A 25,089-nucleotide genomic window follows, 5' to 3' on the forward strand; every position below is an offset into this window, starting at 1 on the left:
ATGCGGATCGCCATCACGGATCGGCCTTGGCCGACCGGCTAGGCGTCGTCGTCTCGGCTTGCGCCGTGTGGGCTGCGTGCGGATCGGCAACGAGGCTGCCGTCCTGGACCTTGTACTGCCCGGCAGTGATCACCCGCTCGCCCGGCTTCAGATCGCCGGCCAGCACCTGGGTCCGGCCGGAATCGGAGCGCCCCGCCTTGAGCGCCCGCAGATGGGCGTGGCCGGTCTCGTCGATCACGAAGGCGAACAACCCGTCCGGCCCGTGCTGGACGGCGTCGTCCGGCACTGTCGTGGCGGTGGCGACCGTGCCGACCCGCATCTTGGTCGAGACCGAGAGGCCGGGCCAAAGCGCGTGACTCTGGTTCTGGAACACGGCCTTCAGACGGATCGTGCCGGTTGCGGTGTCGACCTGGTTGTTGAACAGAGCGAGCTTGCCCTCAGCCAGCTTGGTCAGCCCATCCGTGGTCCAGGCATCCACCGGCACGTCGCCCGTCCGCAGGGCCGCGACGATCGAGGGCAATTGATCCTCCGGCGCGGTGAACACGACGAAGATCGGTTCGACCTGGGTGATGGTGACGATCGCCGACTGGCCGGCGGCGTTGACGATGTTGCCGATATCGACCTGCCGGAAGCCGGTGACGCCGTCGATCGGCGCCCGGATCGTCGCGTAGCTCAGCTGCGTCGTGGCATTGTCGATGGCGGCCTGATCGGAGGCGACCTGCGCGGTCAGCTGGGCGACCATGGCGGTCTGCGTCTCGGTCTGCTGGCGCGACGCGTAGGCGCCGAGCCCGGTGTAGCGGACGAGATCCGCCTTGGCGTTGTTCAGGTTCGCGGTGTCCTGCTCCTTCTTGGCCTTCGCCTGGTCCAGGGCGGCCTGGTAGGGGCGCGGGTCTATCTGGACCAGGATGTCGCCCGTGTGGACGTTCTGACCCTCGCGGAAGGCGATCTGGCGGATCTCGCCATCGACGCGGGTCCGCACCTGGACGGTGTTGTAGGCCTGGACCGTGCCGAGCCCGTTCAGCACCAGCGCGAACGGCCCCTGCTCGACCGTCCCGAGGGTCACCGGCACGGGCATCGGCGCGGCCGCCTTCGCCTTGGTCACCGGCCGCTGAGTCGTGCGCACGTAGCCGTAGGCCCCCCCGCCCAGGAGGGCGAGGGCCACGATCGTCGTCACCAAACCGCGGGACCGCCGCGGCTTCCGCTTCAAATGCATCGGCCGCGGCTCCCCTCCGCCCTGGAATGCGACAGCCTCGTCCGATCGAGGCACGTCGCGATGGCTGTCATCGTGGCTCAGCATGCCTGAGTGGCCCTTGCGCGATCAGGCCGCCACGGGCGGTGCGATCGTCCATCGTGACCACGGCGTTCCGCGGAGCGTCGGCGAAGAATATTGCATTCCCTAGCATACAATCGGCACGGCAACATTAGGGCGCCCTGCCGATTGCCGGGCTGGGGCCCATGCGATGCGGGCGAAAACGCGTGTCGCGCGGTGCCAATTGGCCCCCGTGGCAAAGGCGTCGCAAATGCGCCAGAACGCCGGTCCGGCGACGCGTGTCGAAGCGTCGCGAACAGAGCGCGGGTCGCAGATGCCTCTGTGGTCGAGCGCGGAGGCAGGAGACCGGGACCCCGCATGGCCGACACGCTGGAACTGGACGGCTTGAACGAGCTGCGGGCCGCCCTTCTCGAAGAGCGGCAGACCATCGTCGCCTCGGTGCGGAAGCTGCGCGACACGCGCCGGCAGAAGGGCACCTTCGTGCTCGGCGACGGCGCGGCCGCAGGACCGCGGCTGGTCGCGGTGCAACACCAGATCGACGTCGTCGAATCCATCATCGCCACGCTGACGAAGGGTTGATAGCGGCCCACCATGCGGATGACACGCGCGGCCGAACGGATCGGACAGGTGCCACGTCTGCGTGTCCGTTTTGTTTCTCAAGGTTGCGCAAGCTTGCGGGTAGCTATGATCGGCGCCGGATCCGGATCACGGGCTCATGCGGAAGCATCCGGTTGCAATGCGGTCGCCCGAACTCCCGTTCCGTCTGACGAAGCAGGCCGGTTGTACAGGTGATGCCTGTATTTGAGGCTGGACTGCGTAAGTGCTGTGCTGATACCGGACCTCAGCGCAAGGCGCGGGATACCACGACATGGACGCCTTCGATCACACCGATACGGCAACTGAGACCGATGCGGCGATCGAGCAGCAGCCCAATGCCGACTTGATCGCCCTCTGGACAGCCCTGGAGGCGGATCGCCGCGCCCGCGACGAGCGGACGGCGCGGCTGCGGGCCATGCGCCTGATCGGCGGCTACGACGAGGCGGTCTGACGATTCGCCAAGCGTCAGGGCTCGCCAGTCTCTTCATAGCCCGGCAGACGGGACGCTAGGGCGAAGCCGACCGCCATGGCCATCGCCTCGGCCTGCGCGATCAGGGCTGGGTCGCCACTGTCTCGGGCGGCTTGGAGCAGCCCGACCGCGTGCTGTCCGAGCCTGATATCGATGTCGTGGTGGTCCGGTCGGTGCGCATCGCGTTCGTGCGGGCCGGGATCATTCATGAGTAACGTGCCGAGGGATTCGAAGAGGTCGACGCGGGCCTGAACGGCGCCGAGGCAGCGACCCAGGCTTGCGTGTCCATGACGTCCGCGAAGACGCGCATGACCGCGCTCACCGAGCGGTGGATGTCGTCGGCCGAGATGCCTTCAAGATCGTGACTGGCCGAGGCGTCGGACAGAAAGGTGACCTCCTGTCCCCGGTGGAAACCGTCGATCGCCGTGGCGAGGCAGGCGGCCTCGCCGGCGAATCCCGCGATGACGAGCTGCGCACCGTCGCGCTCCATCGCGTCCGCGAAGGCGGGGCTGGCGTAGCAGGAGGGCCGGTCCCGATCGAAGACCATGTCGCAGCCACGCGGCTCGAAGCCTTCGATCCACCGGGCGAAGCGCGTGCCCGCCTGGAATAGGGGCGCCCCGATCCAGCGCACGTAGGCAACCGGGATGCCGCTGTTCCGGGCGTGATCGAGGGCGAGCCGGCACTTCTCCAGGGCCGACGCGATACCGGGCAGGGCCAGCGGCCGGCCGGCGATCTCGTATTCCTGCTGCATGTCGACCAGCACCAGGACCGGGACGCTGCTCGGCCGGCGGTAGAGCGCCGGGTTCACGTGCCGGGTCACCGCGCCGCCTGTTCGTCAACGGAAGGCCGCGTGACGGCCCGGCCACGCGACCGGTCCAGCGCGCCGGCCTTGTGCCATCGACCTTCGGGGCGGATGATCACGTAGGGATCCACGCCGATCCCGATCGCCTCCGGATGCGGCTCGGCCTCCATCAGCATCTCGACATAGTCGAAATCCGAGAAAACCAGCTCCTGCGCGCCCTCGAACACCCGGAAGCCGAAGCGGCTCCAGAACCCGACGAGGCGTTTCTGGGCATGCCCGTAGAGGCGGCGATAGCCCTTGACCCGGGCCAGCTCGATTCCGGCCCGAACCAGGGCGAAGGCCATGCGGGTGTTGCGATACTCCGCGCGGACGGCCAGCCGCTCGATCTTGGCGAAATCGGCAAAGAACCGGATCCGCAGGCATCCGGCCGGCTCGTCGCCGACATAGCCGATGAGGTGCGTGGCCGAGAGGTCGTTGCCGTCGAACTCCTCCTCGTACGGGCAGGCCTGCTCGGCCATGTACACCGCCGCGCGCAGGGAGATGACGCGCGCCAGATCCTCGAAGCTGCGCGCCACGGCGACGCTGACGCCGGTGAGGCCGGGGCGGTGGCTGTCGTAGGGTGGAGCCATCTCCGGCGCGGGCGTACGTGCGAAGTGATAGAGACGGACGCTCGCTTCACTCCCTGCCGTAAAGCCAAGCGCCATGAGAAGATCAGCGCCTTCCGGGGTCGCAGCTCGGGCGTAGAAATCCACGCCTTGATACAGAGGGCTCGATAGCCGGTCGAAGACGAGCCCGACACCGCCGGCAAGCCGCCGACGCGCGTAGACCGCCCAGACATAGATTGCCGCAGGGCGTTCGTGCTGAGCTGCCAACATTGTGTCTGGCGGGTCGGCCGCATCGAAGGTTCCCGCCTTTAAGGAAGCGAGGCCATCGGCGTTCAACATGAGGCAAGCCACGAAGCCCTCGCCGCGAGGTGAAGCGGCGTCAAACCGATGGCGCTGGGTGATCGCCAAGATACTGTCAGGGTTCTTCGATAGCACCCGCTGCACCGTGGCGAGAGGCGCAAGGTCTGGTAGGTCGACACGTGCCGCATTGACGAGCCGTGCGAGATCGTCCGGCGTCGGCATGAAGACGACGAGGTGCCGCGCAACGCGCTCGACTCGCATCGAGCTGAGACCGTGTCGCGGCGGCGGCGGAAGGGACGTCGGACCGAGCTGCGCCGGGTTGTGTGCCTGAAACATAGAGTGGGCGACGTGCACCGTCATCGGATGACCTGTCATTCGGGAACGGATTGACGCTGCAGCACTTCGCATCTAGCGCTCCGGTTGTATGTGTACGATTTGAAACAGGGGTGTTCCGCCGATGGAACGGGTCCAGGTCGACCACGGCGCGATGCCCGATTGGCAGAGCGTGCGGGTGTTCCTGACCCTGCACCGATGCGGGAGCTTCCGCTCGGCGGCCGTAAAGCTTGGCCTCTCGATCAATTCAGTCCGTCGCCAAGTCAGCGATCTGGAGACGCGGATCGGAGCGCCGCTCATCACCCGTCACGTCGATGGCGTTCGCCTCACCGCGGAGGGGCGCTCAATCCTAGATGCAGCGATCCGCATGGAGACGGCCGCGTTCGGGCTAATGCTGGCAGGAGAGTCCGCGCCATTCGCAGAGACCGGGGAGGTTCGTATCGCGGTCACCGAAGGCCTCGGCGCGTTTTGGTTGGCGCCGCGATTGGTGGAGTTTCAGCGGGGCAATCCGCGTCTAACGGTCGACTTGCGCTGCGCGATGGAATCCGCCGACGTCCTTCGACTAGAAGCTGATGTCGCGATCCAGCTCACGCGACCGACGAGCCCAGACCTGCGAATGGTCAAGCTCGGGCGCATGCACATCATGCCTTACGCCGCCCGCAGCTACGAGCAGACCTACGGACTGCCTGTGACGCCAGTGGACTTGGTGCAGCACCGGATCGTTGTGCAAGCCGCTAGCCAAACGATCGGCCTGGAAAGTTACGCGAAGAATTTGACTGATTTTCCAGCAGAAATTCCGGTTTCTCTGAAGGTGAACGTCAGCAGTGCTTATTACTGGGCCATTGCTAAAGGCGCGGGTATCGGCTTGCTGCCGACCTACGCAACTGCAATTGGGGCACAGGTCGTGCCGGTGGACAATCTCGGCGTCTACGGCCTGGATATTTGGCTGACTTACCATCCAGATGCAGAGCGGATCGGCCGGGTGCGTCGCGTGATCGATTGGCTCCGCGCTTCATTCGATCCCGCTCGCTACCCGTGGTTCCGTGATGAGTTCATCCATCCCTGCGACCTGCCGAGCCGGATCCGAGGCGAGGCGCTTCCCGACCTCTTCGCGGGCTTCACAGCGATGTCGGACTGATCAACGGTGCCCTTGACCCCACGCCACGCATGATCCTTGCTCCCGTCGCCGCGACGACGAGGTATCCCGTGCTGCTGACGCCCCGCGAGAAGGACAAGCTGCTCATCGCCATGGCGGCGCAGGTGGCGCGCAACCGTTTGGCGCGCGGGGTCAAGCTCAACCACCCCGAGGCGGTGGCGCTGATCACCGACTTCGTGGTCGAGGGCGCCCGCGATGGGCGCAGCGTCGCCGAGCTGATGCAGGCGGGGGCGAACGTGCTCACCGCCGACCAAGTGATGCCCGGCATCGCCGAGATGATCCACGACATTCAGGTCGAGGCGACGTTTCCGGACGGGACCAAGCTCGTGACCGTGCATCACCCGATCCGAGGCGCGGCCTCCACCGATGTGCCCGGCACGGTGACGACCTTGCCCGGCGAGATCGTGTTCAACGCGGGCGCGGACCGCACGGTGATCACGGTGGCCAATACCGGCGACCGGCCGATCCAGGTCGGCTCGCACTACCATTTCTTCGAAGTGAATCCCGGCCTCGTCTTCGAGCGCGAGAAGGCGCGCGGGCAGCGCCTCGACATCGCACCCGGCACGGCGGTGCGGTTCGAGCCGGGCTCGACCCGGGAAGTGGTGCTGGTGCCGCTCTCGGGCGGGCGCACCGTGTACGGGTTCCGCGGCGACGTGATGGGCAGCCTCTGAAGATGGCCAACACTCCGAAGCCCGCCGCCCTCCCCCGCTCGGCCTATGCCGACATGTTCGGCCCGACCACCGGGGACCGCGTCCGGCTCGCCGATACCTGCCTCGAAATCACGGTGGAGCGCGATTTCACCACCTACGGGGAGGAGGTGAAGTTCGGCGGCGGCAAGGTCATCCGCGACGGCATGGGCCAGAGCCAAGTCACGAACGCGGCGGGTGCGGTCGATACCGTGATCACCAACGCGGTAGTGCTCGACCATTGGGGCATCGTGAAATGCGATGTCGGCATCGTGCGCGGGCGGATTTTCAAGCTCGGCAAGGCCGGCAACCCCGACGTGCAGCCCGGTGTCGACATCGTGGTCGGCCCCGGCACGGAGGTGATCGCCGGCGAGGGCAAGATCCTCACGGCCGGCGGCTTCGACAGCCACATCCACTTCATCTGCCCGCAGCAGATCGAGGAGGCGCTGTGCTCGGGCGTGACCACGATGCTGGGCGGCGGTACCGGGCCGGCGCACGGCACCTTCGCCACCACCTGCACGCCCGGCCCCTGGCACATCGCCCGGATGATCGAGGCGGCCGACAGCTTCCCGATGAACCTGGCATTCGCCGGCAAGGGCAATGCCTCGCGGCCGGAGAGCCTTGTCGAGATGGTCCGGGCCGGGGCCTGCGCGCTGAAGCTCCACGAGGATTGGGGGACGACGCCGGCGGCGATCGAGACCTGCCTGTCCGTGGCGGATGCCCACGACATCCAGGTCATGATCCACACCGATACGCTCAACGAATCGGGGTTCGTCGAGGACACGATCGCGGCGTTCAAGGGCCGGACGATCCACGCCTTCCACACCGAGGGGGCGGGCGGCGGCCACGCGCCGGACATCATCAAGGTCGCCGGGCTGCCGAACGTCCTCCCGTCGTCCACGAACCCGACCAGACCCTACACGAAGAACACGATCGACGAGCATCTCGACATGCTCATGGTCTGCCATCACCTCGACCCGTCGATCCCCGAGGACCTCGCCTTCGCGGAGAGCCGGATCCGCCGCGAGACGATCGCGGCCGAGGACATCCTGCACGATATCGGCGCGCTCTCGATGATGTCGTCGGACAGCCAGGCCATGGGACGGGTCGGCGAGGTCGTAATCCGCACCTGGCAGACCGCCGACAAGATGAAGCGCCAGCGCGGCGCGCTCGCGGGCGACGCCTCCGGCACCGATAACCTGCGCGCCCGGCGCTACGTCGCCAAGTACACGATCAACCCGGCCATCGCGCACGGCGTGTCGAAGCATATCGGCTCGGTGGAGCCCGGCAAGCTCGCCGATCTCGTGCTCTGGACCCCGGCCTTCTTCGGGGTGAAGCCCGATCTTGTGCTCAAGGGCGGCAGCATCGCGGCCGCCCCGATGGGCGACCAGAACGCCTCGATCCCGACGCCCCAGCCGGTGCATTACCGCCCGATGTTCGGCGCCTACGGCCGCGTGCCCTACACGACGGCCCTGACCTTCGTCTCCCGGGCGGCGGTGGAGGACGGGTTGCGGGAGCGGCTCGGGGTGCAGAAGCAGCTTGTCGCGGTGGAGAATGTCCGTGGCGGCATCTCGAAGAAGGACATGGTGCTGAACGACGCGACGCCGGTGATCGAGGTCGACCCCGAGACCTACGACGTCCGGGCCGACGGCGAACTCCTGGTCTGCGAGCCCGCCGAGGTGCTGCCGATGGCGCAGCGCTATTTCCTGTTCTGAGCTATCGTGGGGCGGACGGACAGGAGGCCGGAGATGGCGAAGGCCGCTTTAAAACCACCCCCGAAGGACGACCTCTACGAGACCGACTTCTTCCTCTGGACGCAGGCCCAGGCCGATCTGCTGCGCGCCCGCCGTTTCGACGAGCTCGACCTGGACCATCTGATCGACGAGGTCGCGAGCGTGGGCGCCAGCGACAAGCGCGAGATCCGCAACCGCCTGACCGTTCTGCTCACGCACCTGCTGAAGTGGAAGTATCAGCCGGGGTTCCGATCCAGCAGCTGGAGGGGAACGATCATGGAGCAGCGGGCCGGCCTGGCCGAACTTCTCGATGCCAGCCCGAGCCTGCGCCGCTATCCCGGTGAGGTCTTCGCGATGTGTTACCTGTCCGGCCGCCGCAAAGCCTCGGAGCAGACCGGGATCGATTTCACCCTCTTCCCCGAGCAATTGCCGTTCACCCTGGAAAACGCGCTATCCGACGGCTTCCTGCCGAAGGAGCCTGATCTGATTGACCAATCCTGACTCCATGATCCGCGCCACCCGCATCCTCCGCCGCGAGCACCTGTCCGGCGGCGAGATCGTCGACCGGGTCGTGCTCGATTCCGGCGAGCGCCACCGCCGCCGCGTCGCCATGCGCGGCGCCGGGGGATTGGGGTTCCTGCTCGATCTGCCGGAGGCCGCCGTGCTGGAGGACGGCGATGCCCTGGTGCTGGAAGATGGCCGGCTCGTCTGGGTCGAGGCTGCGCCCGAGCGGCTGCTGGAGATCCGCGCCGCGAGCGACCACGCCCTCAAGCGGCTGATCTGGCATATCGGCAATCGGCACATCCCGGCCGAGATCGGCGCGGAGGCGTTCTGGATCGCCGACGATCATGTGCTGGCCGACATGGTCCGGGGCCTGGGCGGCACCGCCGAGCCGGTGGAGCGCCCGTTCCGGCCGGAGGGCGGGGCCTATTCCGGCGGCCATGCCCACGCCCACGGACACGATCACCCGCATGGCCGGCACCATCACCACCACGCCGATGGCTGAGAATCTCGACGCGTTGCGCCTGATGGCGTGGCTGTCGCCGGGCTATCCGGTGGGTGCCTATGCCTATTCGCACGGGCTGGAATGGGCGGCCGAGACCGGCGACGTGCGCGACGAGGCAAGCCTCGCCGCCTGGCTCGCTGATGTGTGCGCGCACGGCGCCCTGCGCAACGACCTGATCCTCGCGGCGCAGGCGCATCGGGCGGCATCCTCTAGAGGAGCCGAAACGATCATCGCCATCAACGATCTCGCCTTGGCCCTGGCCCCGTCGCGCGAGCTGCATCTGGAGACCAGCCAGCAAGGCCGCAGCTTCCTCGACGCGACGCTCTGCGCCTGGCCCTGCGAAGCCCTGACGGGCTTGGCCGAGAAACTTCCCGGCGCGGTGGCCTATCCAGTGGCGGTCGGTGCGGCGGCGGGCGCGCACGGGATGGCGCTGCCGCCCCTGCTCGCCGCCTACGGCCTCGCCTTCGTCCAGAACCTCGTCTCGGCGGCGTTGCGCGCGGCCCCCGTCGGGCAGGCTGCAGGCACGCGGGTGATCGCGGCCCTGACGCCCCGCATTGTCCGGCTCGCCGAAGCCGCCCTGGATGCGGATCTTGACTCCATCGGATCCGCTACGTTCCGCCTCGATCTCGGCTCCTTCCGGCACGAGACGCAATATTCCCGCATCTTCCGATCCTGAGGACGCAACATGACCTCCGCGAACGGCCCGCTCCGCGTCGGCATCGGCGGCCCCGTAGGCTCCGGCAAGACGGCCTTGATGGAGCAGCTCTGCAAGCGTTTTCGCGAGCGCTACGAGATCTGCGCGATCACCAACGACATCTACACCAAGGAGGATGCGCGGATCCTGACCGTGGCCGGCGCCCTGCCGGAGGAGCGCATCCTGGGGGTCGAGACCGGCGGCTGCCCGCATACGGCGATCCGCGAGGATGCCTCGATCAACCTCGCCGCGGTCGCCGAGATGAGCCGGCGCTTCCCGAAGCTCGATCTGGTGCTGATCGAATCGGGCGGCGACAATCTGGCGGCGACGTTCTCACCGGAACTCGCCGACCTCACGCTCTACGTCATCGACGTGGCGGGCGGCGAGAAGATCCCGCGCAAGGGCGGACCCGGCATCACCCGGTCGGATCTGTTGATCGTCAACAAGACCGATCTGGCGCCCCTGGTCGGTGCCGACCTCTCGGTGATGGAGGCCGATACGCAGCGGATGCGCGGCGCGCGGCCCTACGTGTTCGCGTCCCTGCGGAGCGGCGACGGCGCGGATGCCGTCGCGCGCTTCATCGAGGAGGCCGGCGGCCTCGGCCGCTGACCGTCCCGCGATTTAAGCTGATCAGCGGCCGGCGTCCGCGGAGCGCGACCGCGGCGATGCCTTCGACGACAGGCCCATCAACGCATCGAGCCGGCTCATCCGAGCGTCGAAATCCTTCAGCGCCGATTCGCGCGCCTTGATGGCGGGATTGGGCAGAGGCTTGGCGTGAACACGGGCCGAACGGGCTTCCGCGGCCGGAACAATGAGGAGCGTAGCAAGGGGTAGCACGATCAGAGCACGAATCATGACGACGGTCCCTCATGGATTCGCTGCTTGGCGCAGCAGGCTCGTGAAAAAGGTATAATCGCCCGAAGCGTGGCTGCGTGCGCGAGCGCACGTCTCGGAAATGTCATGCGGCGGGCAGCCGGATGAGCAAGGTTTCAGGCGCGCGAGCGCCGGACGGTCAGCCAGGAAGCCAGCAGCACGAAGGCGCTGACCAGCACGATCAGGAGCGTCGAGGCAGCGTTGATCTCTGGATTCACCCCGAGCCGGACTTGGCCGTAGAGCCGCATCGGCAGGGTGGTCGAGCCCGGGCCCGAGACGAAGCTCGCGATGACGAGGTCGTCGAGCGACAGGGTGAAGGCCAGGAGCGCGCCGGCCAGCACGGCGGGCGCCAGCAGCGGCAGCGTGATGGTGAGGAACACGCGCAGCGGTCCCGCGCCGAGATCGGCGGCTGCCTCTTCGAGGCCGCGGTCGAGCCCGCGCAGGCGCGCCGCCACGACGACGGCGACGAAGCCGGTGCAGAACGTCGCGTGCGCGATCACGATCGTCGCGAGGCCCCGGTCGATTCCGATGCCGATGAACATCAGGAGGAGTGACAGGCCGATCATCACCTCCGGCATCACCATCGGCCCGAAGATCAGCCCTGTGAATAGTGCCCGTCCGCGGAAGCGGCCGTGGCGCTCCAGGGCCAGGGCCGCGAGGGTGCCGAGGATCGTGGCGATCAGGCTCGCCAGCAGCGCGACCCTCAAGGATACCCAGGCCGCCGCCATCAGTGGCGCATCGGCCAGTAGCGCGCCGTACCACTTCGTCGAGAAGCCGCCCCAGACGGTGACCAGGGTCGAGGCGTTGAACGAGTAGGCGATCAGCACCAGGATCGGCGCGTAGAGGAAGCCGAGCCCGAGCACGAGGGCGGCGCGGGTCACCCAGGTCATGGGTGGCCCTCCTCGCCGGCGCGCAGGCTGTCGCGGAACAGCACCACCGGGCCGATGATGATCGCCAGGATCAGCACCGCCACCGCCGAGGCCAGCGGCCAGTCGCGGTTCGAGAAGAACTCGCTCCACAGGACGCGGCCGAGCATCAAGGTCTCGGAGCCGCCGAGCAGGTCCGGGATCACGAACTCGCCGACCATCGGGATGAAGCAGAGGCCGGCGCCGGCCGCGATGCCGGGCAGGCTGAGCGGCAGGGTCACGGTCCAGAACACTCGGGTCGGCGAGGCGCCGAGATCCGCCGCGGCCTCACGCAAAGCCGGGTCGAGGCGGTTCATCACCGCGTAGAGCGGCAGGACCATGAAGGGCAGGTAGGCGTAGACCAGCCCGATGATCACCGCGGCGTCGGTGTTCAGGATAATGAGCGGCTGGGCGATCAGGCCGAGCCGGAGCAGGATCAGGTTGAGCAGCCCCTCGGGCTTGAGGATCGCGATCCAGGCATAGATTCGGATCAGAAAGCTCGTCCAGAACGGCACCACCACTAAGGCGACGAGGAGCGGCTGCCAGCGGATCGGCGCCCGGGCCAGCGCGTAGGCGAGCGGTGTACCGAAAGCGACGAGGATCAGGCTGGCGGCCAGCGCGTAGCCGAGGGAGCCGAGAGCGGCGTCGCGATAGAGCGTGTCGGCGGCGAGGGTCGCGTAATTGTCGAGATTCAGGGCTTCGAGGAAGGCCGACCAGCCTTCGAGACCGCCCTGCCAATCGAGCACCGGCAGGTAGGGCGGGATCGCGGTCGCTGGCTCGGACAGGCTGATCTTCAGGGTGATCGCGAAGGGCAACAGGAAGAAGGCCGTCAGCCACAGGAACGGCGGCAGCCGCACCAGGCGGTCGAACATCCGTCTTCCCGGCGCCGTGCCCCTCATGCCGGCAGGATCACGGCGGCGGCAGCAGCGAAGCCGGCACGGGTCTCTGAACCCACGAGATCGCGCTCGTCACCCGGCCGGCCGCTCGACCGCAAGAGCGTGCCATCCGGCAGCCGCAGGGTCCGACGGAGGCGATCCCCTAAGAAGACCGCGTCGGCGATCGTCACCGGCAGCCCTTCGGTGCCGACGATGAGGTTTTCCGGGCGCACCGCGACGACGACCGAAGTGCCTTCTGGCAAGTCCGTAGCCGCGGCACGGACCGGCCCGTGCGCGGTCTCCACAGCCCGGCTGTCGCCGGCCTCGGCGGAGCCGAGACGGCCGGGGATGAGATTTACGTCGCCGAGCAGGCCCGCCACGAAGCGGCTGGCCGGGCGCCGGTACAACTCGGCCGCGGGCCCGACTTGGGCGAGACGGCCGCCCTCCATCACGCCGATGCGGTCGGCGAGCATCATCGCCTCCTCGGGGTCGTGGGTCACCACCACGAAAGCGGTGCCGAGGCGGCGCTGCACGGCGCGCAACTCGGCCTGGGTCTCCTCGCGCAGGCCGCGGTCGAGCGCGCCGAGGGGCTCGTCCAGCAGCAGCAGCTTCGGCTCGCGGGCGAGTGCCCGGGCGAGCGCCACTCGCTGACGCTGGCCGCCAGACAAAGTCTCGGGCCGACGATCGGCGAAACCTTCGAGTCGCACGAGGCGCAGCAGGTCCGCCACCCGGGCGGAGGCGGCGCCCCGGCCCAGGCCCTTCAGGCCGTAGCCGATATTCCTGGCCACGCTCATGTGCGGGAACAGCGCGTAGGACTGGACCATCATGTTCACCGGCCGCCGATGCGGCGGCAGAGCGGTCAGGTCCTGATCGCCCAGACGCACGTGGCCGGAACTCGGGGTCTCGAAGCCCGCGATCATGCGCAGCAGCGTGCTCTTCCCGCAGCCGGACGGCCCGAGGAGGCAGAAGAACTCCCCGGGTTCCAGATGGAGGTTCACCGCATCGACGGCGACATGCGTGCCGAAGCGCTTGGTCAGATCCTCCAGCCGTAGGCGCAGCGCGGGTGTTTCCGCCAAGACGTCAGGAATCCTCGCGCAGGGCCTCGGCCACCCGCGCCTCGAGCAGGTCGGGCCGGCGCAGGACCAGGGCGCCGCGGGTGCGGTCCACCAGCCCCTCGGACGCCATGGCGGTGAACTCGCGGGTGACCTGCTCGCGGCGGCAGCCGATCCGGGCGGCCAGCACGTGATGATAGGGCGGCGGCGACACGACCCGCTCGCCGGAGGTGCCGGCCCGGGGCACTGAGAGGCGCAGCAATTCGGCGTAGAGCCGATGCTTCAGATCGAGGAGCGCGTGCTCCATGAGACGAGTGTTGAGTTCGCGCACGCGCTTGGCGAGCAGCCGGAACAGCCGGTCGGCGATGGCTTCGGAGGCGAACACCATCTGCCGGAACACGGTGGCCGGCACCACGCAGACCTCGCCGCGGGTGAGCGCCGTGACATTGGCCGAGCGGCCGATGCCGTCAATGGCCGCGAGCTCGCCGAAGAAGGCGCCCCCGCGCATCTCGCCGAGGATCACCTCCTTGCCGGACTGGGTCCGGTTGAGGATGCGGACCTCGCCCGAGGCGATGAAGTAGACGTCTGTGGAGATGTCGTCGAAGTCGACCAGCACCTCGTTCTCGTCGAAGCGGCGCCAATGGCAGCGGGTCTCGAACGGACCGAGCTCGATGCCCGGATCCTTGAAGAAAGGTATGGTCCCCAACCGCGCCATCGATCCTGTCCCTTCGGCCCCGGCCTCCGTCCCTGCCCTGACGGGGCCGACCAGCAACTCTGGGCCAGCAACACTTGGGACGGGAGCAGCCCGCATCTCGGAGCCGCGCGCCGACATGGCCGCGCTCGATCGATGCGGCGAATATGATCGTGACGGCCGCGCGCTGGCCGGTCAAGCCGCGCTTGGCTGAACAGGAGTTTATTAGCGTGGATCGGTGAAGAGGGATAATTCCCCGCGCCACGGCGCCTGACGAATCCCGATGCACCAAGAGTTCGAAATTGCAGATCTCACGTCCGGCCCGGTCATGCCGGTCGGACGCCGTCAGGCGACATTGGCCGATGCGTTCGAGCGATCCGGCCATAGCCTGCATTCGGGCCGCTATGCCACTGTCCGGGTCTGCCCGGCGCCCGCGGGGCACGGCATTGTCTTTCGTCGCCGCCTGAAGACTGGGCGCACCATCGACGTGCCGGCGCTCTGGCAGTATCGGGACTCGCAGCCGCTCTCGGCGGCGGTCCGGCGCGAAGGCGCGCTGGTGCGCACGATCGAGCACCTGATGGCGTCCCTGCACGCGCTCCAGATCGACAACGTGCTGGCCGAGATCGACGCGGACGAGTTGCCGATCTTCGACGGCAGCGCGCTGCCCTGGTGCGACGCGATCCGAGCCGTCGGCCGAACCGAGCAGCCCCCGCCCTGCCGGGTGATCCGGATACGCCGGACCGTGGCGGTCGAGGATGGGCGGCGGCTGATCCAGATCGGGCCCGGCGCGGGCCTCCATGTCACCGGCCATGTCGCGCTCGCGCATTTCGGCTCGATCGACTGGTCCGGCGCGATCACGCCGGAGAGCTTCGTGCGGGAGATCGCACCGTCTCGCAGCTTCGGCCGGTATTTCCGGGCCATGGCCGGCCGCGCCTTCGGCTACGCCACCGGACGGGACTTCCTGCAGGGCGTGTCCCCGCGCTCGGCGGCGCTCCTGATGCGCGGGCGGGTGCTCGGCGGGATGCGTGTCCCCGGCGAGCCGGTCCGCCACCGGATCCTCGACCTCGTCGGCGACCTGATGCTGGCCGGCCATCCCGTGGAGGGCCGGGTCGCGGCGTTCCATACCGGGCACGAACTGAACCACGCGTTGGTCGGGGCGCTGATGCGTCAGACCAGCGCCTGGGAGCTGGTCTGATCGCGCAGGCTCAGGCTGACATCCGCTGGCTCGGCTGCTCGCAGGCCAGGGCCACCTGGCGGAAGGCGCGGACGAGATCGCAATCGAGCTTCGGCCCCATCTTCTCGAGGATCGCGTAGGCTTCCCGGGTCGATTTCGGAGCCTTGTAGGGGCGGGTCTCGATGAGCGCCGCGAAGATATCGCAGATCGTGATCAGCCGGACGAGGTCGGGAATCTGAGCGGCCCGAAGGCCGTCCGGATAGCCGGATCCGTCGAGATATTCGTGGTGCGAGCGGACGACGGCGAGCGTCCCGGCATCGTAATCGCCATTCACCAGCATGGCGTGGCCGATCGCCGGATGCCGGTCCATCTTGACCCGTTCCGCTGGGGTCAGCGGCGCCGGCTTGTTCAGGATCGCCAGCGGAATCTTCGACTTGCCGATATCGTGCAGCAGCGCGCCCTTGGTGAGGTGATGGGCGTCGGCCTCGTTGAGGCCTAGGCTCTGGGCGAAGGCCGCGGCCAGGCCGGCGACGGTCAGGCAATGGCGATGCGTCCCGTCGTCGAAACCGGCGACCACGTTCAGCCAGTCGCGAACCTTCGATTCGCGGATCGCCCGGTTGACGATGGTGGTGCCGGCATCGACGATCGCGGCAGCCGGCGCCGTGTCGCCACGGAAGATCGCCGTGAAGGCGGACCGTGCTTCCTCGGCGCAGCGCCGCAGGTCGCCACCGTCTTCAAGTTCGGATTCGGCCCTGCTGAGAGCGGCGACCGCTTTAGCGAGCAATGTGTTCGCCGCGGAGGCCGGAAGGATCCGCGTGGCCCCGAGGGCGGTCGCCTGGATCTCGCCGCGCCCGAGATTGCCGTGGATCAGCGCGAGAAACGGCGTGGTCCTGTCCCGCGCGACGACAAGCGCCCGGCGCAGCCGGAGGACGGCATCCGAGGTGAGCGCGCTCACGTCGCTGATCACCAGCGCCGCGCCTGCCAGCGGCTCCGCATCGCCGTAGAGATCATGGAGGACGAGGCCGGGACCGCCGCCGAGGTTGCGCACCAAGCGCTCGCCACGGCCGAGATCATCGGTCAGGATCACGGTGCGACCCAAAACGCCTCTCCCACCCTACGCCCCCGTTCGGCGTACCCACCAGCGAGCCGGCCCTCCCCGGGCCGCTCCGCGACTGCGAAAGCCAGGCCCTCCGGCACCGGCCGCCGATCGGTTTGAACACTGTCCACGGCGCATGCGCCGAAGAAGTGTCGTATATTCGACCGAGAGTGATGCGATTTCGTTAAAGTGACCGCCGACGATTTCGCGCTACAGACCAGAAATAAAGATTCCGCAGTCGTATCGTCTTGCGCGGCCGGCTGGCGTGCGACCGCGCCGACAGGGCGCTTGCCTCCCCGGGCTCGGACGGCCAGAACGCCGCCATGCTGCGCGTCCATGACCTCACCTATCGCATCGGCGACCGCCTGATCCTCGATGCCGCGAATTTCACGATTCCGGAAGGAGCGCGGGTGGGACTCGTCGGGCGCAACGGCGCCGGAAAGACGACGTTGTTCAAGGCGATCCTCGGCGACCTGCCGGTGGACGCCAAATCCGTCTCGCTGCCCAAGGGCATGCGGATCGGCGCCGTGGCCCAGGAAGCGCCGGCCGGCCCCGAGACTCTGCACGCGGTGGTGCTCGCCGCCGATACCGAGCGGTCCCGGTTGATGACCGAGGCCGAGCATGCCGACGGCCTGCGCCGAGCCGAGATCGAGACCAGGCTGGTCGATATCGGCGCCCATTCGGCGCCGGCGCGGGCCGCCGCGATCCTGCACGGGCTCGGCTTCGACGCGGCCGCCCAGGCCCGGCCCTGCTCGGACTTTTCCGGCGGCTGGCGAATGCGCGTGGCGCTCGCCGCGGTGCTGTTCTCCGAGCCCGACCTGCTGCTGCTGGACGAGCCGACCAACTACCTCGACATCGAGGGGACGCTCTGGCTCTACGACTATCTCGAGCGCTACCCGCGCACCGCGATCATCATCAGCCACGATCGCGACCTGCTCGACACCAGCGTCGACCACATCCTGCATCTCGACCGCGGCAAGCTCACGATCTACCGCGGCGGCTATACCAGCTTCGCCAAGCAGCTCTCCGAGAAGCGGGTTCTGCTCGCCAAGGCCAAGGTGAAGCAGGATGCCGAGCGGGCGCATCTCCAGAGCTTCATCGACCGGTTCAAGGCGAAGGCCACCAAGGCCCGCCAGGCCCAGTCCCGGGTGAAGCGGCTGGCCAAGATGGAGCCGATCGCGGCCCTGATCGAGGACGACGTGCCGGTGATCCACCTGCCGAGCCCGGAAAAGCCGCTGTCGCCGCCGATCGTCGCCATGGAGCGGGTCAAGGCCGGTTACGGCGACCGGGTCGTGCTCAGCGGGCTCGATCTCAGCCTCGCGCCCGACGACCGCGTCGCGCTGCTCGGCGCCAATGGCAACGGCAAGTCGACCTTCTGCAAGCTGATCGGGGGCCGGATGGGGCCGATCGCCGGCGAGATGCGGCGCTCCTCGAAAATGGAGGTCGCCTATTTCGCCCAGCACCAGCTCGACGAGTTGCGCCCCGCCGAGAGCGCCTACGCGCATGTCCGCACCCTGATGCCCGACGTGCCGGAGGCAAAGGTTCGGTCGGCCACCGCCCGGCTCGGATTCGCCGCCAACAAGGCCGACACGCCGGTGGAAAAGCTCTCCGGTGGCGAGAAGGCGCGGCTGCTCATGGGGCTCGCGGCCTTCCATGGCCCGCACCTGTTGATCCTCGACGAGCCGACCAATCACCTCGACATCGAGAGCCGCCAGGCCTTGGTCGAGGCGATCAACGACTACGAAGGCGCCGTCATCCTGGTGAGCCACGACCGCTTTTTGGTCGAGGCCTGCGCCGACCGGCTGTGGCTGGTGGCCGACGGCACGGTGAAAACATTCGACGGCGACATGGACGATTACCGCCGCTTCGTCCTGTCCGGACCGGAGCGCGAGGAGACGCGCGACGCGGAGTCCTCGGGCGGCCAGAAGGCCGAGGCCCGCCGGGCCGGCGTCGAGCGCCGCGCCGCCCTCGCCCCGTTGCGGAAGAAGCTCGACGGGATCGAGGCGCGCATGGCCAAGCTTACCGCGGCGATCCAGAAGATCGACGCGGCCCTGGAGGACGGGTCCGCCTTCCGGGAGAACGCCGCCAAGGCCGGCGAGATCGCCAAGATGCGCGCGGACGCCGCGAGCGCCCTGGCCGCCGCCGAGGAGGAATGGCTGATGGTCAGCGAAGAGATCGAGGCGGCCTGAGCCCGTTTCCGCCGGCGTCTTCAGGGACTGAACGCGAAAGTCCCGGTTTCAAAAGGTCGTCGACCTTTTGCGGGTCCAGGGCGGAGCCCTGGTGTCGGGCGACGCCCGATGCTCGCGGGCTCCGCCCCCGAACCCCGCCAAAGAGCTGAGCCCTTTGGGATCCCAGTCTTGGGGCGGCGTCACACCGCGGCTTCGAGGGCGCGCTCAAGGATGTCCACGCCCTGATCGATTTCGGCATCCGACACCGTCAGCGGCGGGGCGATGCGGAAGACGCCGCCCATGCCCGGCAGCTGCACGATGTTCATGCTGAGGCCGAGTTCCAGGCAGAGCCGGGTGATCGCGTCCCCCAGTTCCGGCGCCGGGACCTTGGTCCGGCGATCCGCCACGATCTCCATGCCCTGCAGCAGCCCGCGCCCGCGCAGATCGCCGATGCAGGCAAAGCGCTGCTGCAGCGCCCGCAGCCGCGCCGATAACCGCTCGCCCGCTTCCGTCGCTCGGGCGGCCAGCCCGTCGCGCTGGACGATCTCCAGCACCTTCAGACCCACCGCCGCCGGGAGCGGATCGGAGACATGGGTGGTGTAGAACAGGAAGCCACGGGCGTGGCAGCGTTCCTCAATCTCGGCCGTGGTGACGAGGGCGGCGAGCGGCAGGCCGGCGCCAAGGGTCTTCGACAGGGTCAGGATATCCGGCACCACGCCGTCGCGCTCGCAGGCGAACATCAGGCCGGTGCGGCCGATGCCGGTCTGGGCCTCGTCCAAAATCAGCAGCATGCCCCGCTCGACGCATTTGCGCTTCAGCGCGGCCAGATAGCCGAGGGGTAATTCGATGATGCCGCCCGAGCTGAGGATCGGCTCGGCCAGGAAGGCCGCGAGGTCGCCGGTGGATTGCTGGTCGATCAGCGCGAAGGCGTAATCCAGCTCGGCCTGCCAATCCGCGGCGCCGTCCTTCTCGAAGGCCGGCCGGTAGGCGTTCGGGACCGGGATCGCGAAGGAGCCGATCGCCGCCGGGCCGTAGCCCTTGCGGCCGGCGCTGTAGGTCGCAGCCGCGGCGCCCGCAGTCATGCCGTGCCAGGATTGGGCGAAGCTCACCACCTCCCAGCCGCCGGTGGCGAGCTTAGCCATGCGCAGGGCCGCCTCGTTGGCCTCGCCGCCGGTGGTGAGCAGCATCGCGCGCTCGAGGTCGCCCGGTGCCAGGCGGGCCAGCTCCGTGGCGAGGTCGACCACCGGGCGGGTCAGCATGCCGCTGAACAGGTGGTCGAGCTGCGCGGCGTGATCGGCCACCACGGTGGCAATCTCGGGATGGCCATGGCCCAGAATGGCGCTCATCTGGCCGGAGGTGAAGTCGAGGATGGCGCGGCCGTCGGCGTCGTAGACGAAGCTGCCCTGCGCACGCTCGATGATCAGCGGCGCGAAAGTCCCACCGTAGCGTACGAGATGCCGGCGCGCCCGGGTCCAGAAATCGGGATCTGCGTTCCGCGTCATGGCTGGCTCGGCTCCGGTAAAGGGCAGGCCATGCTAGGGACGGACGCACCGTCGCGGTAGCTTATAGATTTGAACCGAGGCTTCAGGATTTCTGATGGCTGTCAGCCTGGATATCGATCTGCTGCGCAGCTTCGCCCATGTCGCCGAGAGCGGCGCACTGAGCCGGGCCGCGGAGCGGGTCGGGCGCAGCCAGGCGGCGCTCAGCATGCAGATGAAGCGCCTGGAGGACATCGTCGGCCAGCCACTCCTGACCCGGACCGGGCGCGGCGTGGTCCTGACGGTCCATGGCGAGCGCCTGCTGGTCCATGCGCGGCGGATCCTGGCCTCGCACGACGACGCCCTGGCGGAACTCTCCGGCGGGCGCCTGGACGGGACGCTGCGCTTCGGCTGCCCGGACGATTACGCCGACGCCTTCTTACCCGCTCTGCTGCGCAGCTTCGCCCAGCTCCACCCGGCCGTGGTGATCGAGGTGGTCTGCGCCGCGACACCACGGCTCGTGAGCCGGTACGAGCGCGGCGGCCTCGACTTGGCGCTGGTGTCGGTCCCCCTCGACGCCGAGCGGGCGATCCTGCGCCGCGAGGCGCTCGTCTGGGTCGGCGCCAAGGACGGTGCCACCGACTGGCCCGATCCGCTCCGCCTCGCGCTGGGTGATCCGGATACGCTCGACCATCGCGCGGCGCTCTCGGCTCTGTCTCGAGCCGGGCGCAACTACCGGATCGCCTATGCCAGCGGCAGCCTCGCGGGCCTACTCGCCGTTGTGCGCTCCGGGCAGGCGATCGCGGTGCTGACCCAGGCCGCGGTGCCGGGGGACCTGCGCATCCTCGCCCGCACAGCCGGCCTACCGCCCCTGCCGAAGATCGGCCTCGTGGTCCGGCTCGATGAGGGACACGCTTCGCCGCTCACCCGCGCCTTCGCGGGCCATATCCGGAGCCTGCTGCCGGTTCTGTGATCCCGATCCGTCTCGGACCGATCGCCGCCGAGCCTTCGATCACAGGAGGCCGATGACCCTGGCGCCGTGGCCCCCTACGGAAGGATGCCGTTCGATCACATCCGGAACAGCATCAAAGGCTCGCGCTTTCGCAGCCTGTTCGACCCGCTATTGATCAAACAGGAAAATCGTCAGACCGTCTCAGGGAACCACTTGTCGGTTATCCTGGGCCAGAGAGAGACGATCTTTTTGTTGTCGACGTTGATCCAATGCACATCGACACTGGGATGTTCGTTCTTGAAATCCCGATAGTTGGCATCGTTAGCCATCAGATAGAAACTGATCGCGTTCATGACGTTGCTGTCGACATGCGTGATTTTATAGAGGTAGGCCTCCCAGTCCGCGGCCTGCTTGGCCTGCTGGGCAGTTCGCGTTTCGGCGATCGATGATTCGAACCCTGCTGCCGCGGTTCGACCGTTCGGAACCGGGGTTGCCGAAGCCACTTCGCCGTTCGCGCTCACATCCGGGCGCGGATCGCCGGCGAGCTCGGGCGATGTCGCGGTCTCGGCATCGTTGACCGGCGGAGTCTCAACCTGTTGTGCGAGAAGCGTGAGCGTATCCTGTGTGGGCGCCTTCACCTGGACGAGAGCCAGCACGGCATCGGCCGCCTGGGTCGAGAGAGCGTAATGCGTCCTCGGATCCAGTGCCACCGGCACAGGAAGCACGCTGGCTATCACCGACGCGACCCGCTCCGGTGCATCGACCTGGAGAGGCCTCAATGCGGTGACGGACGTGGATGCGACCGGACTGATAGCAAACATTTCACGCGCTCCAAGGGCTAGGTCTGACGACATTCCACATAAAATTGCACCTCAACGAAGTATTACGCTCGATATTTTCGTGCAAACTATCAAATTAATATTATTTTTCTCAAGACAACCAACTTAAACAAATCTGCGCCCGCCCCAATTACGAACCTCGGCAATCCGAAGCGGCGTCGTGGTTGCGACGCTGCCAGCCGCACGAGCTGGCAGCGTCCCGTTGCAGCATCAAAATAACTTCACCGCATGAATGCACGTCGCCATACGGCCAATACCGATTGCTAAGCGCAACAGTAACTGCACTATGAATGTAAAATCAGGATTTTTAAATCGGAGCGCACCGTCGCAGCGCGTCCGATCTTCCGAAGGCTATCATGGCCGAGGAAGAGCCCGCCCGGAGTTTCATACTCCAAGCATAGGAATAAGCACATCGCAGCCTTGACATGTCAACACGTCAGCTCGCCAAGCAGCGCGTGGGGAGACTTGCTGCAATCCGGCGCCGATATTTTTCCAGTGAACCACAAAAAAGGCCTACGCTTCGTCAGCATTAGGCAATTTCAGCGATATTGATCACATCGTAAAATTCACCGCTCCTATCGCGCTCGTCGTAACGTGCCGTTCCACCACAGAAATTTGAGGGTCTGAGCGTTTGGAGGGCCGTTCGGCCGGAGGAATCGCGGTCGAAGAGCGCCTTCGTCCGAGTCGAGCCGGGCGCGAAAGGATAGCCGCGTGCGAATCAGCGGCGCGCTCAAGCCTGCGCCGCCGCGGCAGCTCGAGGGCGGCCGCGCCCGAGTCCCAGGACCAGCAGGCAGCCCGCCCCCGAGAGCACGACCAGCGGCAGCAGGCCGAGCGGATAGCTGCCGGTGGCGTCCTTGATCACGCCGAGCAGGTAGGTCCCAACGAAGCCACCGATATTGCCGATGGCGTTGATCTGCGCGATGCCGGCCGCCGCAGCACCCGCCGAGAGCCATTCGGTCGACAGCGCCCAGAACGGGCCCTTCACCGTGTAGGTCGCGGTGACGGCGAGGCACAAGATCAGGATCGTCGGCAGCAGCTGTGTGGTGGCGACCGAGGCCGCCAGGCTCAGCGCCAGCAGGCCCAAGGGTAAGGCCGTATGCCAGACCCGTTCCTGCCTCCAATCCGAGGAGCGGCCCCACAGGATCATCAGCACCGAGGCGATGCCGAACGGGATCGAGTTCAGCAGGCCGGTCTCCAGGTTCGTCAGCCCGAACGACTTGATGATCTGCGGCTGCCACAGCGACAGGCACTGGCTGGCGCCGGAGGCCCCCGCGTAGATCAGCGAGGCGGCCAGGACGTAGCGGTTGCGCATCACCTGCCAGACCGAGAGGTGGCGGGCCGGTGCCGCCTCGCCCGCGACCACGGAGGCGCGTTCGGCAGACAACCGGTCCTGGAGCCAAGCGCTCTGCTGCGGGGTGAGCCAGCGCGCCCGGCCGGGACCGTCGGGCAGGACCGCGAAGGCGATGACGCCGAGCAGCACGGCGGGCAACGCCTCCAGGATGAACAGCCATTGCCAGCCGCGGAAGCCGAGCATCCCGTCGGTGTTGAGGATCGACGCCGAGATCGGCGAGCCGAGGAAGCTGGAGATCGGGATCGCCACCATGAACACGGCCACGATCCGCCCCCGATAGGCGCGGGGGAACCAGTAGGTGAGGTACAGGATCACGCCGGGGAAGAAGCCGGCCTCGGCGGCGCCGAGCAGCAGGCGGACCGCGTAGAACGAGACGGGTCCGACCACGAAGGCCATGGCGGCCGAGACGAGGCCCCAGGTGATCATTATCCGGGCGATCCAGATCCGCGCACCGAACCGCTCCATGGCGAGGTTGCTGGGCACTTCGCACAGCACGTAGGACACGTAGAACAGGCCGCCGCCCAGCCCGAACTGCGCCGCCGACAGCCCGATATCGCGGTTCATCTGCAGGGCGGCGAAACCGGCATTCACCCGGTCCACGAAGGCGATGAAGTAGGCGAGCATCAGGAACGGCAGGATCCGCCAGATCACCTTGCGCAGGGTCGCCCGCTCGATGTCCGGGATTGCATCCGCCACGTTTGTCGGGGCCATCGTAATCCTCCGGGCTCTGCCGCCCCCGCCTTGGATCAGCGGCGACCGGCCTACCAGTCCCGGAGCACGACAACTTCGTTCGACTGTCATGGCGTTGCATCAGGCGTCGCTTCGTGCGCACGATACGCGCGAATATCCCTGCCGGCCGGGTTTGCCCGCGGCCCGCGGACATGCGAGAGAGGCCGCATGTTGACGGTCGATAGCCTCTGGCGCGCGCGGCACCGGCTCGCGCAGATCGGGAAGAAGCGGACGGGCTCGCCCCGCATCCTGGTGGTCGGAGTCTGCCAGGCCGGCTCCATGGCCAAGGTGCTGCGCTACCTGCTGCCCGACGCGCAGGTGGATTTCGTTTCCGCCTTCACGGCGGCGCGGCGCTTCCCGAAGCTGGTCGACCTGATGGCGCATGCCGACGGCTACGACCACGTCTATTCGAGCATCTACCTGCCGCGGTTCAAGGACGGCGGCACGATCGACCGGTTCCGGACCCACCCCAAGGTCCGCCTGATCCCGACCATCGTGTTCGGCGCCTATCATCCTGACCTGATCCATGTCGGCGTGCAGGATGCAGTCTCGCTCAACGGCCTGATCTCCGGCCCGATGGGTCATTCACACTCGGCGATCACGCTCTACGCCTACCTGGCGGGGTTCTCGCAGGCGCAGGCCCTGCGCCTGTTCGCGGAGCCGGTGTTCGAGCGGCTCGGCTATTTCGACCTCTGGGACGAGTCCGTGTCCTATCTGCGCGGGCTCGGCGCCCAGGCGCAGTACGATCTCGACACGCACCTCACGCGCTGGGCGCGGCGGGGCTGCTTCATGCACTCGATCAACCACACCAAGCTGTACGTGGTCGCCGATCTCGCCCGCGGGCTCCTGACCAAATCCGGTATCGCCTATCCCGAATGCGACCTCGACGCGTTCGTGCCCGACGATCTCGGCGGCCAGGGCAGCTGGCCGGTCTATCCGGAGATCGCCGCCCATTACGGCATTGCCGGGAGCGACCTGTTCTTCAAGGCGGAGACCCGCCGCTCGGGCCCCGCCCGCACCATGACCCGGGCGGAATTCGTGGCCGCTTCCTACGCGAATTACGACCGGCGCCCGCGCGAGGCCCTGGTCTCGCAGCGCGTCCAGGGCTGGCGCAACGATCCGGCGACGGTGGATTTCTTTCGCGAGGCCGCGGGGCGGGACGTCAGCCCGATCCGGCCGTCCGGCCGCGCGCCGGCTGTTCCCGCGGGGAGCCTGGCCGGCCACGCATCCTGAAACGACGGCACTGTTCTCCCCT

The 25,089-nt window shown here is 67.8% G+C and carries 26 protein-coding genes; 13 read left to right on the forward strand and 13 right to left on the reverse strand.

Annotated features, from left to right (window positions below; translation table 11 throughout):
* Positions 1-13: 13 nt before the first annotated feature.
* Positions 14-1,213: an efflux RND transporter periplasmic adaptor subunit gene (locus tag BM228_RS09210; RefSeq protein WP_425284926.1), complete on the reverse strand. Its 1,200-nt coding sequence runs from the start codon at positions 1,211-1,213 to the stop codon at positions 14-16.
* 414 nt (positions 1,214-1,627) lie between these two features.
* Between BM228_RS09210 and BM228_RS09215 the strand changes: the two genes are divergently transcribed.
* Both BM228_RS09215 and BM228_RS09220 read left to right on the forward strand, forming a co-directional pair.
* Entirely contained in the window at positions 1,628-1,849 is a 222-nt protein-coding gene (locus BM228_RS09215; protein ID WP_092039228.1) for an HOOK family protein, read from the forward strand.
* 289 nt (positions 1,850-2,138) lie between these two features.
* The gene (locus tag BM228_RS09220) at positions 2,139-2,318 is read left to right on the forward strand and encodes a hypothetical protein (protein WP_092039230.1); all 180 of its coding nucleotides are present in this window, start codon (positions 2,139-2,141) and stop codon (positions 2,316-2,318) included.
* A gap of 14 nt (positions 2,319-2,332) precedes the next feature.
* Here the strand turns inward: BM228_RS09220 and BM228_RS09225 are convergent, their stop codons facing one another.
* The 3 genes from BM228_RS09225 to BM228_RS36000 are packed head-to-tail and all read right to left on the reverse strand — an operon-like array spanning position 2,333 to position 4,403.
* Positions 2,333-2,545 carry a hypothetical protein gene (locus BM228_RS09225; protein ID WP_092039232.1) on the reverse strand — a complete coding sequence of 71 codons (213 nt, stop codon included), beginning with the start codon at positions 2,543-2,545 and terminating at the stop codon, positions 2,333-2,335.
* On the reverse strand, positions 2,542-3,156 hold the full coding sequence (locus BM228_RS09230; protein WP_092039234.1) for a cysteine hydrolase family protein: 615 nt from the start codon (positions 3,154-3,156) through the stop codon (positions 2,542-2,544). The genes BM228_RS09225 and BM228_RS09230 overlap by 4 nt, the downstream gene beginning before the upstream one ends.
* On the reverse strand, positions 3,153-4,403 hold the full coding sequence (locus BM228_RS36000) for a GNAT family N-acetyltransferase (RefSeq protein WP_092039236.1): 1,251 nt from the start codon (positions 4,401-4,403) through the stop codon (positions 3,153-3,155). Before BM228_RS36000 ends, BM228_RS09230 begins: the two co-directional genes overlap by 4 nt.
* Before the next feature lie 97 nt (positions 4,404-4,500).
* Here BM228_RS36000 and BM228_RS09240 point away from each other — a divergent pair, with 97 nt between their 5' ends.
* The 7 genes from BM228_RS09240 (at position 4,501) to ureG (ending at position 10,260) form a co-directional block, all read left to right on the forward strand.
* The gene (locus BM228_RS09240) at positions 4,501-5,514 is read left to right on the forward strand and encodes a LysR family transcriptional regulator (protein WP_092039237.1); all 1,014 of its coding nucleotides are present in this window, start codon (positions 4,501-4,503) and stop codon (positions 5,512-5,514) included.
* A gap of 68 nt (positions 5,515-5,582) precedes the next feature.
* Positions 5,583-6,203: an urease subunit gamma gene (locus BM228_RS09245; protein WP_092039485.1), complete on the forward strand. Its 621-nt coding sequence runs from the start codon at positions 5,583-5,585 to the stop codon at positions 6,201-6,203.
* Positions 6,204-6,205: 2 nt separating this feature from the next.
* Positions 6,206-7,933, forward strand: a complete 1,728-nt coding sequence (ureC, locus tag BM228_RS09250) for an urease subunit alpha (RefSeq protein WP_092039238.1) — start codon at positions 6,206-6,208, stop codon at positions 7,931-7,933.
* 33 nt (positions 7,934-7,966) lie between these two features.
* Positions 7,967-8,452, forward strand: a complete 486-nt coding sequence (locus tag BM228_RS09255) for a DUF29 domain-containing protein (protein ID WP_092039240.1) — start codon at positions 7,967-7,969, stop codon at positions 8,450-8,452.
* Between the two features lie 4 nt (positions 8,453-8,456).
* Positions 8,457-8,957 (forward strand): urease accessory protein UreE, encoded by a 501-nt coding sequence (locus BM228_RS09260; RefSeq protein ID WP_092039242.1) that lies wholly within the window; start codon positions 8,457-8,459, stop codon positions 8,955-8,957.
* Positions 8,893-9,633: an urease accessory protein UreF gene (locus tag BM228_RS09265; protein WP_244537075.1), complete on the forward strand. Its 741-nt coding sequence runs from the start codon at positions 8,893-8,895 to the stop codon at positions 9,631-9,633. The genes BM228_RS09260 and BM228_RS09265 overlap by 65 nt, the downstream gene beginning before the upstream one ends.
* 9 nt (positions 9,634-9,642) lie before the next feature.
* Positions 9,643-10,260, forward strand: coding sequence for an urease accessory protein UreG (ureG, locus tag BM228_RS09270; protein WP_092039246.1), 618 nt, complete (start codon positions 9,643-9,645; stop codon positions 10,258-10,260).
* 21 nt (positions 10,261-10,281) lie between these two features.
* Here the strand turns inward: ureG and BM228_RS09275 are convergent, their stop codons facing one another.
* The 5 genes from BM228_RS09275 to BM228_RS09295 form a co-directional block, all read right to left on the reverse strand.
* On the reverse strand, positions 10,282-10,506 hold the full coding sequence (locus tag BM228_RS09275) for a hypothetical protein (RefSeq protein ID WP_092039248.1): 225 nt from the start codon (positions 10,504-10,506) through the stop codon (positions 10,282-10,284).
* 134 nt (positions 10,507-10,640) lie between these two features.
* Entirely contained in the window at positions 10,641-11,414 is a 774-nt protein-coding gene (locus tag BM228_RS09280; RefSeq protein ID WP_092039250.1) for an ABC transporter permease, read from the reverse strand.
* A complete protein-coding gene (locus BM228_RS09285) occupies positions 11,411-12,328 on the reverse strand; it encodes an ABC transporter permease (protein WP_092039252.1) in 918 nt (305 codons plus the stop codon). The genes BM228_RS09280 and BM228_RS09285 overlap by 4 nt, the downstream gene beginning before the upstream one ends.
* Positions 12,325-13,380 (reverse strand): ABC transporter ATP-binding protein, encoded by a 1,056-nt coding sequence (locus BM228_RS09290; RefSeq protein WP_092039254.1) that lies wholly within the window; start codon positions 13,378-13,380, stop codon positions 12,325-12,327. Before BM228_RS09290 ends, BM228_RS09285 begins: the two co-directional genes overlap by 4 nt.
* Before the next feature lie 4 nt (positions 13,381-13,384).
* Positions 13,385-14,071: a Crp/Fnr family transcriptional regulator gene (locus BM228_RS09295; RefSeq protein ID WP_092039256.1), complete on the reverse strand. Its 687-nt coding sequence runs from the start codon at positions 14,069-14,071 to the stop codon at positions 13,385-13,387.
* Between the two features lie 259 nt (positions 14,072-14,330).
* On the opposite strand from BM228_RS09295, the gene BM228_RS09300 reads away from it, so the two are divergent.
* Positions 14,331-15,242: a UDP-3-O-acyl-N-acetylglucosamine deacetylase gene (locus tag BM228_RS09300; RefSeq protein WP_092039258.1), complete on the forward strand. Its 912-nt coding sequence runs from the start codon at positions 14,331-14,333 to the stop codon at positions 15,240-15,242.
* Between the two features lie 10 nt (positions 15,243-15,252).
* Here BM228_RS09300 and BM228_RS09305 read toward each other — a convergent pair whose 3' ends face one another.
* The gene (locus BM228_RS09305) at positions 15,253-16,320 is read right to left on the reverse strand and encodes an HD-GYP domain-containing protein (RefSeq protein ID WP_092039260.1); all 1,068 of its coding nucleotides are present in this window, start codon (positions 16,318-16,320) and stop codon (positions 15,253-15,255) included.
* A gap of 320 nt (positions 16,321-16,640) precedes the next feature.
* Between BM228_RS09305 and BM228_RS09310 the strand changes: the two genes are divergently transcribed.
* Complete coding sequence (locus tag BM228_RS09310) at positions 16,641-18,506, forward strand: ABC-F family ATP-binding cassette domain-containing protein (RefSeq protein ID WP_092039487.1); 1,866 nt, start codon at positions 16,641-16,643, stop codon at positions 18,504-18,506.
* Between the two features lie 179 nt (positions 18,507-18,685).
* Here the strand turns inward: BM228_RS09310 and BM228_RS09315 are convergent, their stop codons facing one another.
* A complete protein-coding gene (locus tag BM228_RS09315; protein ID WP_092039262.1) occupies positions 18,686-19,987 on the reverse strand; it encodes an aspartate aminotransferase family protein in 1,302 nt (433 codons plus the stop codon).
* Positions 19,988-20,081: 94 nt separating this feature from the next.
* On the opposite strand from BM228_RS09315, the gene BM228_RS09320 reads away from it, so the two are divergent.
* Positions 20,082-20,936, forward strand: coding sequence for a LysR family transcriptional regulator (locus BM228_RS09320; RefSeq protein WP_092039263.1), 855 nt, complete (start codon positions 20,082-20,084; stop codon positions 20,934-20,936).
* Positions 20,937-21,106: 170 nt separating this feature from the next.
* Here BM228_RS09320 and BM228_RS09325 read toward each other — a convergent pair whose 3' ends face one another.
* Both BM228_RS09325 and BM228_RS09330 read right to left on the reverse strand, forming a co-directional pair.
* On the reverse strand, positions 21,107-21,736 hold the full coding sequence (locus tag BM228_RS09325) for a hypothetical protein (RefSeq protein WP_139234069.1): 630 nt from the start codon (positions 21,734-21,736) through the stop codon (positions 21,107-21,109).
* A gap of 748 nt (positions 21,737-22,484) precedes the next feature.
* On the reverse strand, positions 22,485-23,816 hold the full coding sequence (locus BM228_RS09330; protein ID WP_092039266.1) for an MFS transporter: 1,332 nt from the start codon (positions 23,814-23,816) through the stop codon (positions 22,485-22,487).
* A 186-nt stretch (positions 23,817-24,002) separates the two neighbouring features.
* Here BM228_RS09330 and BM228_RS09335 point away from each other — a divergent pair, with 186 nt between their 5' ends.
* Positions 24,003-25,067 carry a WcbI family polysaccharide biosynthesis putative acetyltransferase gene (locus BM228_RS09335; RefSeq protein ID WP_092039268.1) on the forward strand — a complete coding sequence of 355 codons (1,065 nt, stop codon included), beginning with the start codon at positions 24,003-24,005 and terminating at the stop codon, positions 25,065-25,067.
* The last annotated feature ends 22 nt before the right edge of the window (positions 25,068-25,089 follow it).

The organism is Methylobacterium pseudosasicola (genome assembly GCF_900114535.1).
GTDB lineage: Bacteria > Pseudomonadota > Alphaproteobacteria > Rhizobiales > Beijerinckiaceae > Methylobacterium > Methylobacterium pseudosasicola.

What these genes read in the sequence shown, in the direction of transcription:
- BM228_RS09265 (WP_244537075.1), top strand. Translation starts at nt 8,893, where the DNA reads ATGCCCACGCCCACGGACACGATCACCCGCATGGCCGGCACCATCACC.
- BM228_RS09325 (WP_139234069.1), bottom strand. Translation starts at nt 21,736, where the DNA reads ATGTTTGCTATCAGTCCGGTCGCATCCACGTCCGTCACCGCATTGAGG.
- ureG (WP_092039246.1), top strand. Translation starts at nt 9,643, where the DNA reads ATGACCTCCGCGAACGGCCCGCTCCGCGTCGGCATCGGCGGCCCCGTA.
- BM228_RS09210 (WP_425284926.1), bottom strand. Translation starts at nt 1,213, where the DNA reads ATGCATTTGAAGCGGAAGCCGCGGCGGTCCCGCGGTTTGGTGACGACG.
- BM228_RS09260 (WP_092039242.1), top strand. Translation starts at nt 8,457, where the DNA reads ATGATCCGCGCCACCCGCATCCTCCGCCGCGAGCACCTGTCCGGCGGC.
- BM228_RS09300 (WP_092039258.1), top strand. Translation starts at nt 14,331, where the DNA reads ATGCACCAAGAGTTCGAAATTGCAGATCTCACGTCCGGCCCGGTCATG.
- BM228_RS09320 (WP_092039263.1), top strand. Translation starts at nt 20,082, where the DNA reads ATGGCTGTCAGCCTGGATATCGATCTGCTGCGCAGCTTCGCCCATGTC.
- BM228_RS09330 (WP_092039266.1), bottom strand. Translation starts at nt 23,816, where the DNA reads ATGGCCCCGACAAACGTGGCGGATGCAATCCCGGACATCGAGCGGGCG.
- BM228_RS36000 (WP_092039236.1), bottom strand. Translation starts at nt 4,403, where the DNA reads ATGACGGTGCACGTCGCCCACTCTATGTTTCAGGCACACAACCCGGCG.
- BM228_RS09280 (WP_092039250.1), bottom strand. Translation starts at nt 11,414, where the DNA reads ATGACCTGGGTGACCCGCGCCGCCCTCGTGCTCGGGCTCGGCTTCCTC.
- BM228_RS09315 (WP_092039262.1), bottom strand. Translation starts at nt 19,987, where the DNA reads ATGACGCGGAACGCAGATCCCGATTTCTGGACCCGGGCGCGCCGGCAT.
- BM228_RS09225 (WP_092039232.1), bottom strand. Translation starts at nt 2,545, where the DNA reads ATGAATGATCCCGGCCCGCACGAACGCGATGCGCACCGACCGGACCAC.
- BM228_RS09240 (WP_092039237.1), top strand. Translation starts at nt 4,501, where the DNA reads ATGGAACGGGTCCAGGTCGACCACGGCGCGATGCCCGATTGGCAGAGC.
- BM228_RS09335 (WP_092039268.1), top strand. Translation starts at nt 24,003, where the DNA reads ATGTTGACGGTCGATAGCCTCTGGCGCGCGCGGCACCGGCTCGCGCAG.
- BM228_RS09310 (WP_092039487.1), top strand. Translation starts at nt 16,641, where the DNA reads ATGCTGCGCGTCCATGACCTCACCTATCGCATCGGCGACCGCCTGATC.
- ureC (WP_092039238.1), top strand. Translation starts at nt 6,206, where the DNA reads ATGGCCAACACTCCGAAGCCCGCCGCCCTCCCCCGCTCGGCCTATGCC.
- BM228_RS09215 (WP_092039228.1), top strand. Translation starts at nt 1,628, where the DNA reads ATGGCCGACACGCTGGAACTGGACGGCTTGAACGAGCTGCGGGCCGCC.
- BM228_RS09255 (WP_092039240.1), top strand. Translation starts at nt 7,967, where the DNA reads ATGGCGAAGGCCGCTTTAAAACCACCCCCGAAGGACGACCTCTACGAG.
- BM228_RS09295 (WP_092039256.1), bottom strand. Translation starts at nt 14,071, where the DNA reads ATGGCGCGGTTGGGGACCATACCTTTCTTCAAGGATCCGGGCATCGAG.
- BM228_RS09275 (WP_092039248.1), bottom strand. Translation starts at nt 10,506, where the DNA reads ATGATTCGTGCTCTGATCGTGCTACCCCTTGCTACGCTCCTCATTGTT.
- BM228_RS09285 (WP_092039252.1), bottom strand. Translation starts at nt 12,328, where the DNA reads ATGAGGGGCACGGCGCCGGGAAGACGGATGTTCGACCGCCTGGTGCGG.
- BM228_RS09220 (WP_092039230.1), top strand. Translation starts at nt 2,139, where the DNA reads ATGGACGCCTTCGATCACACCGATACGGCAACTGAGACCGATGCGGCG.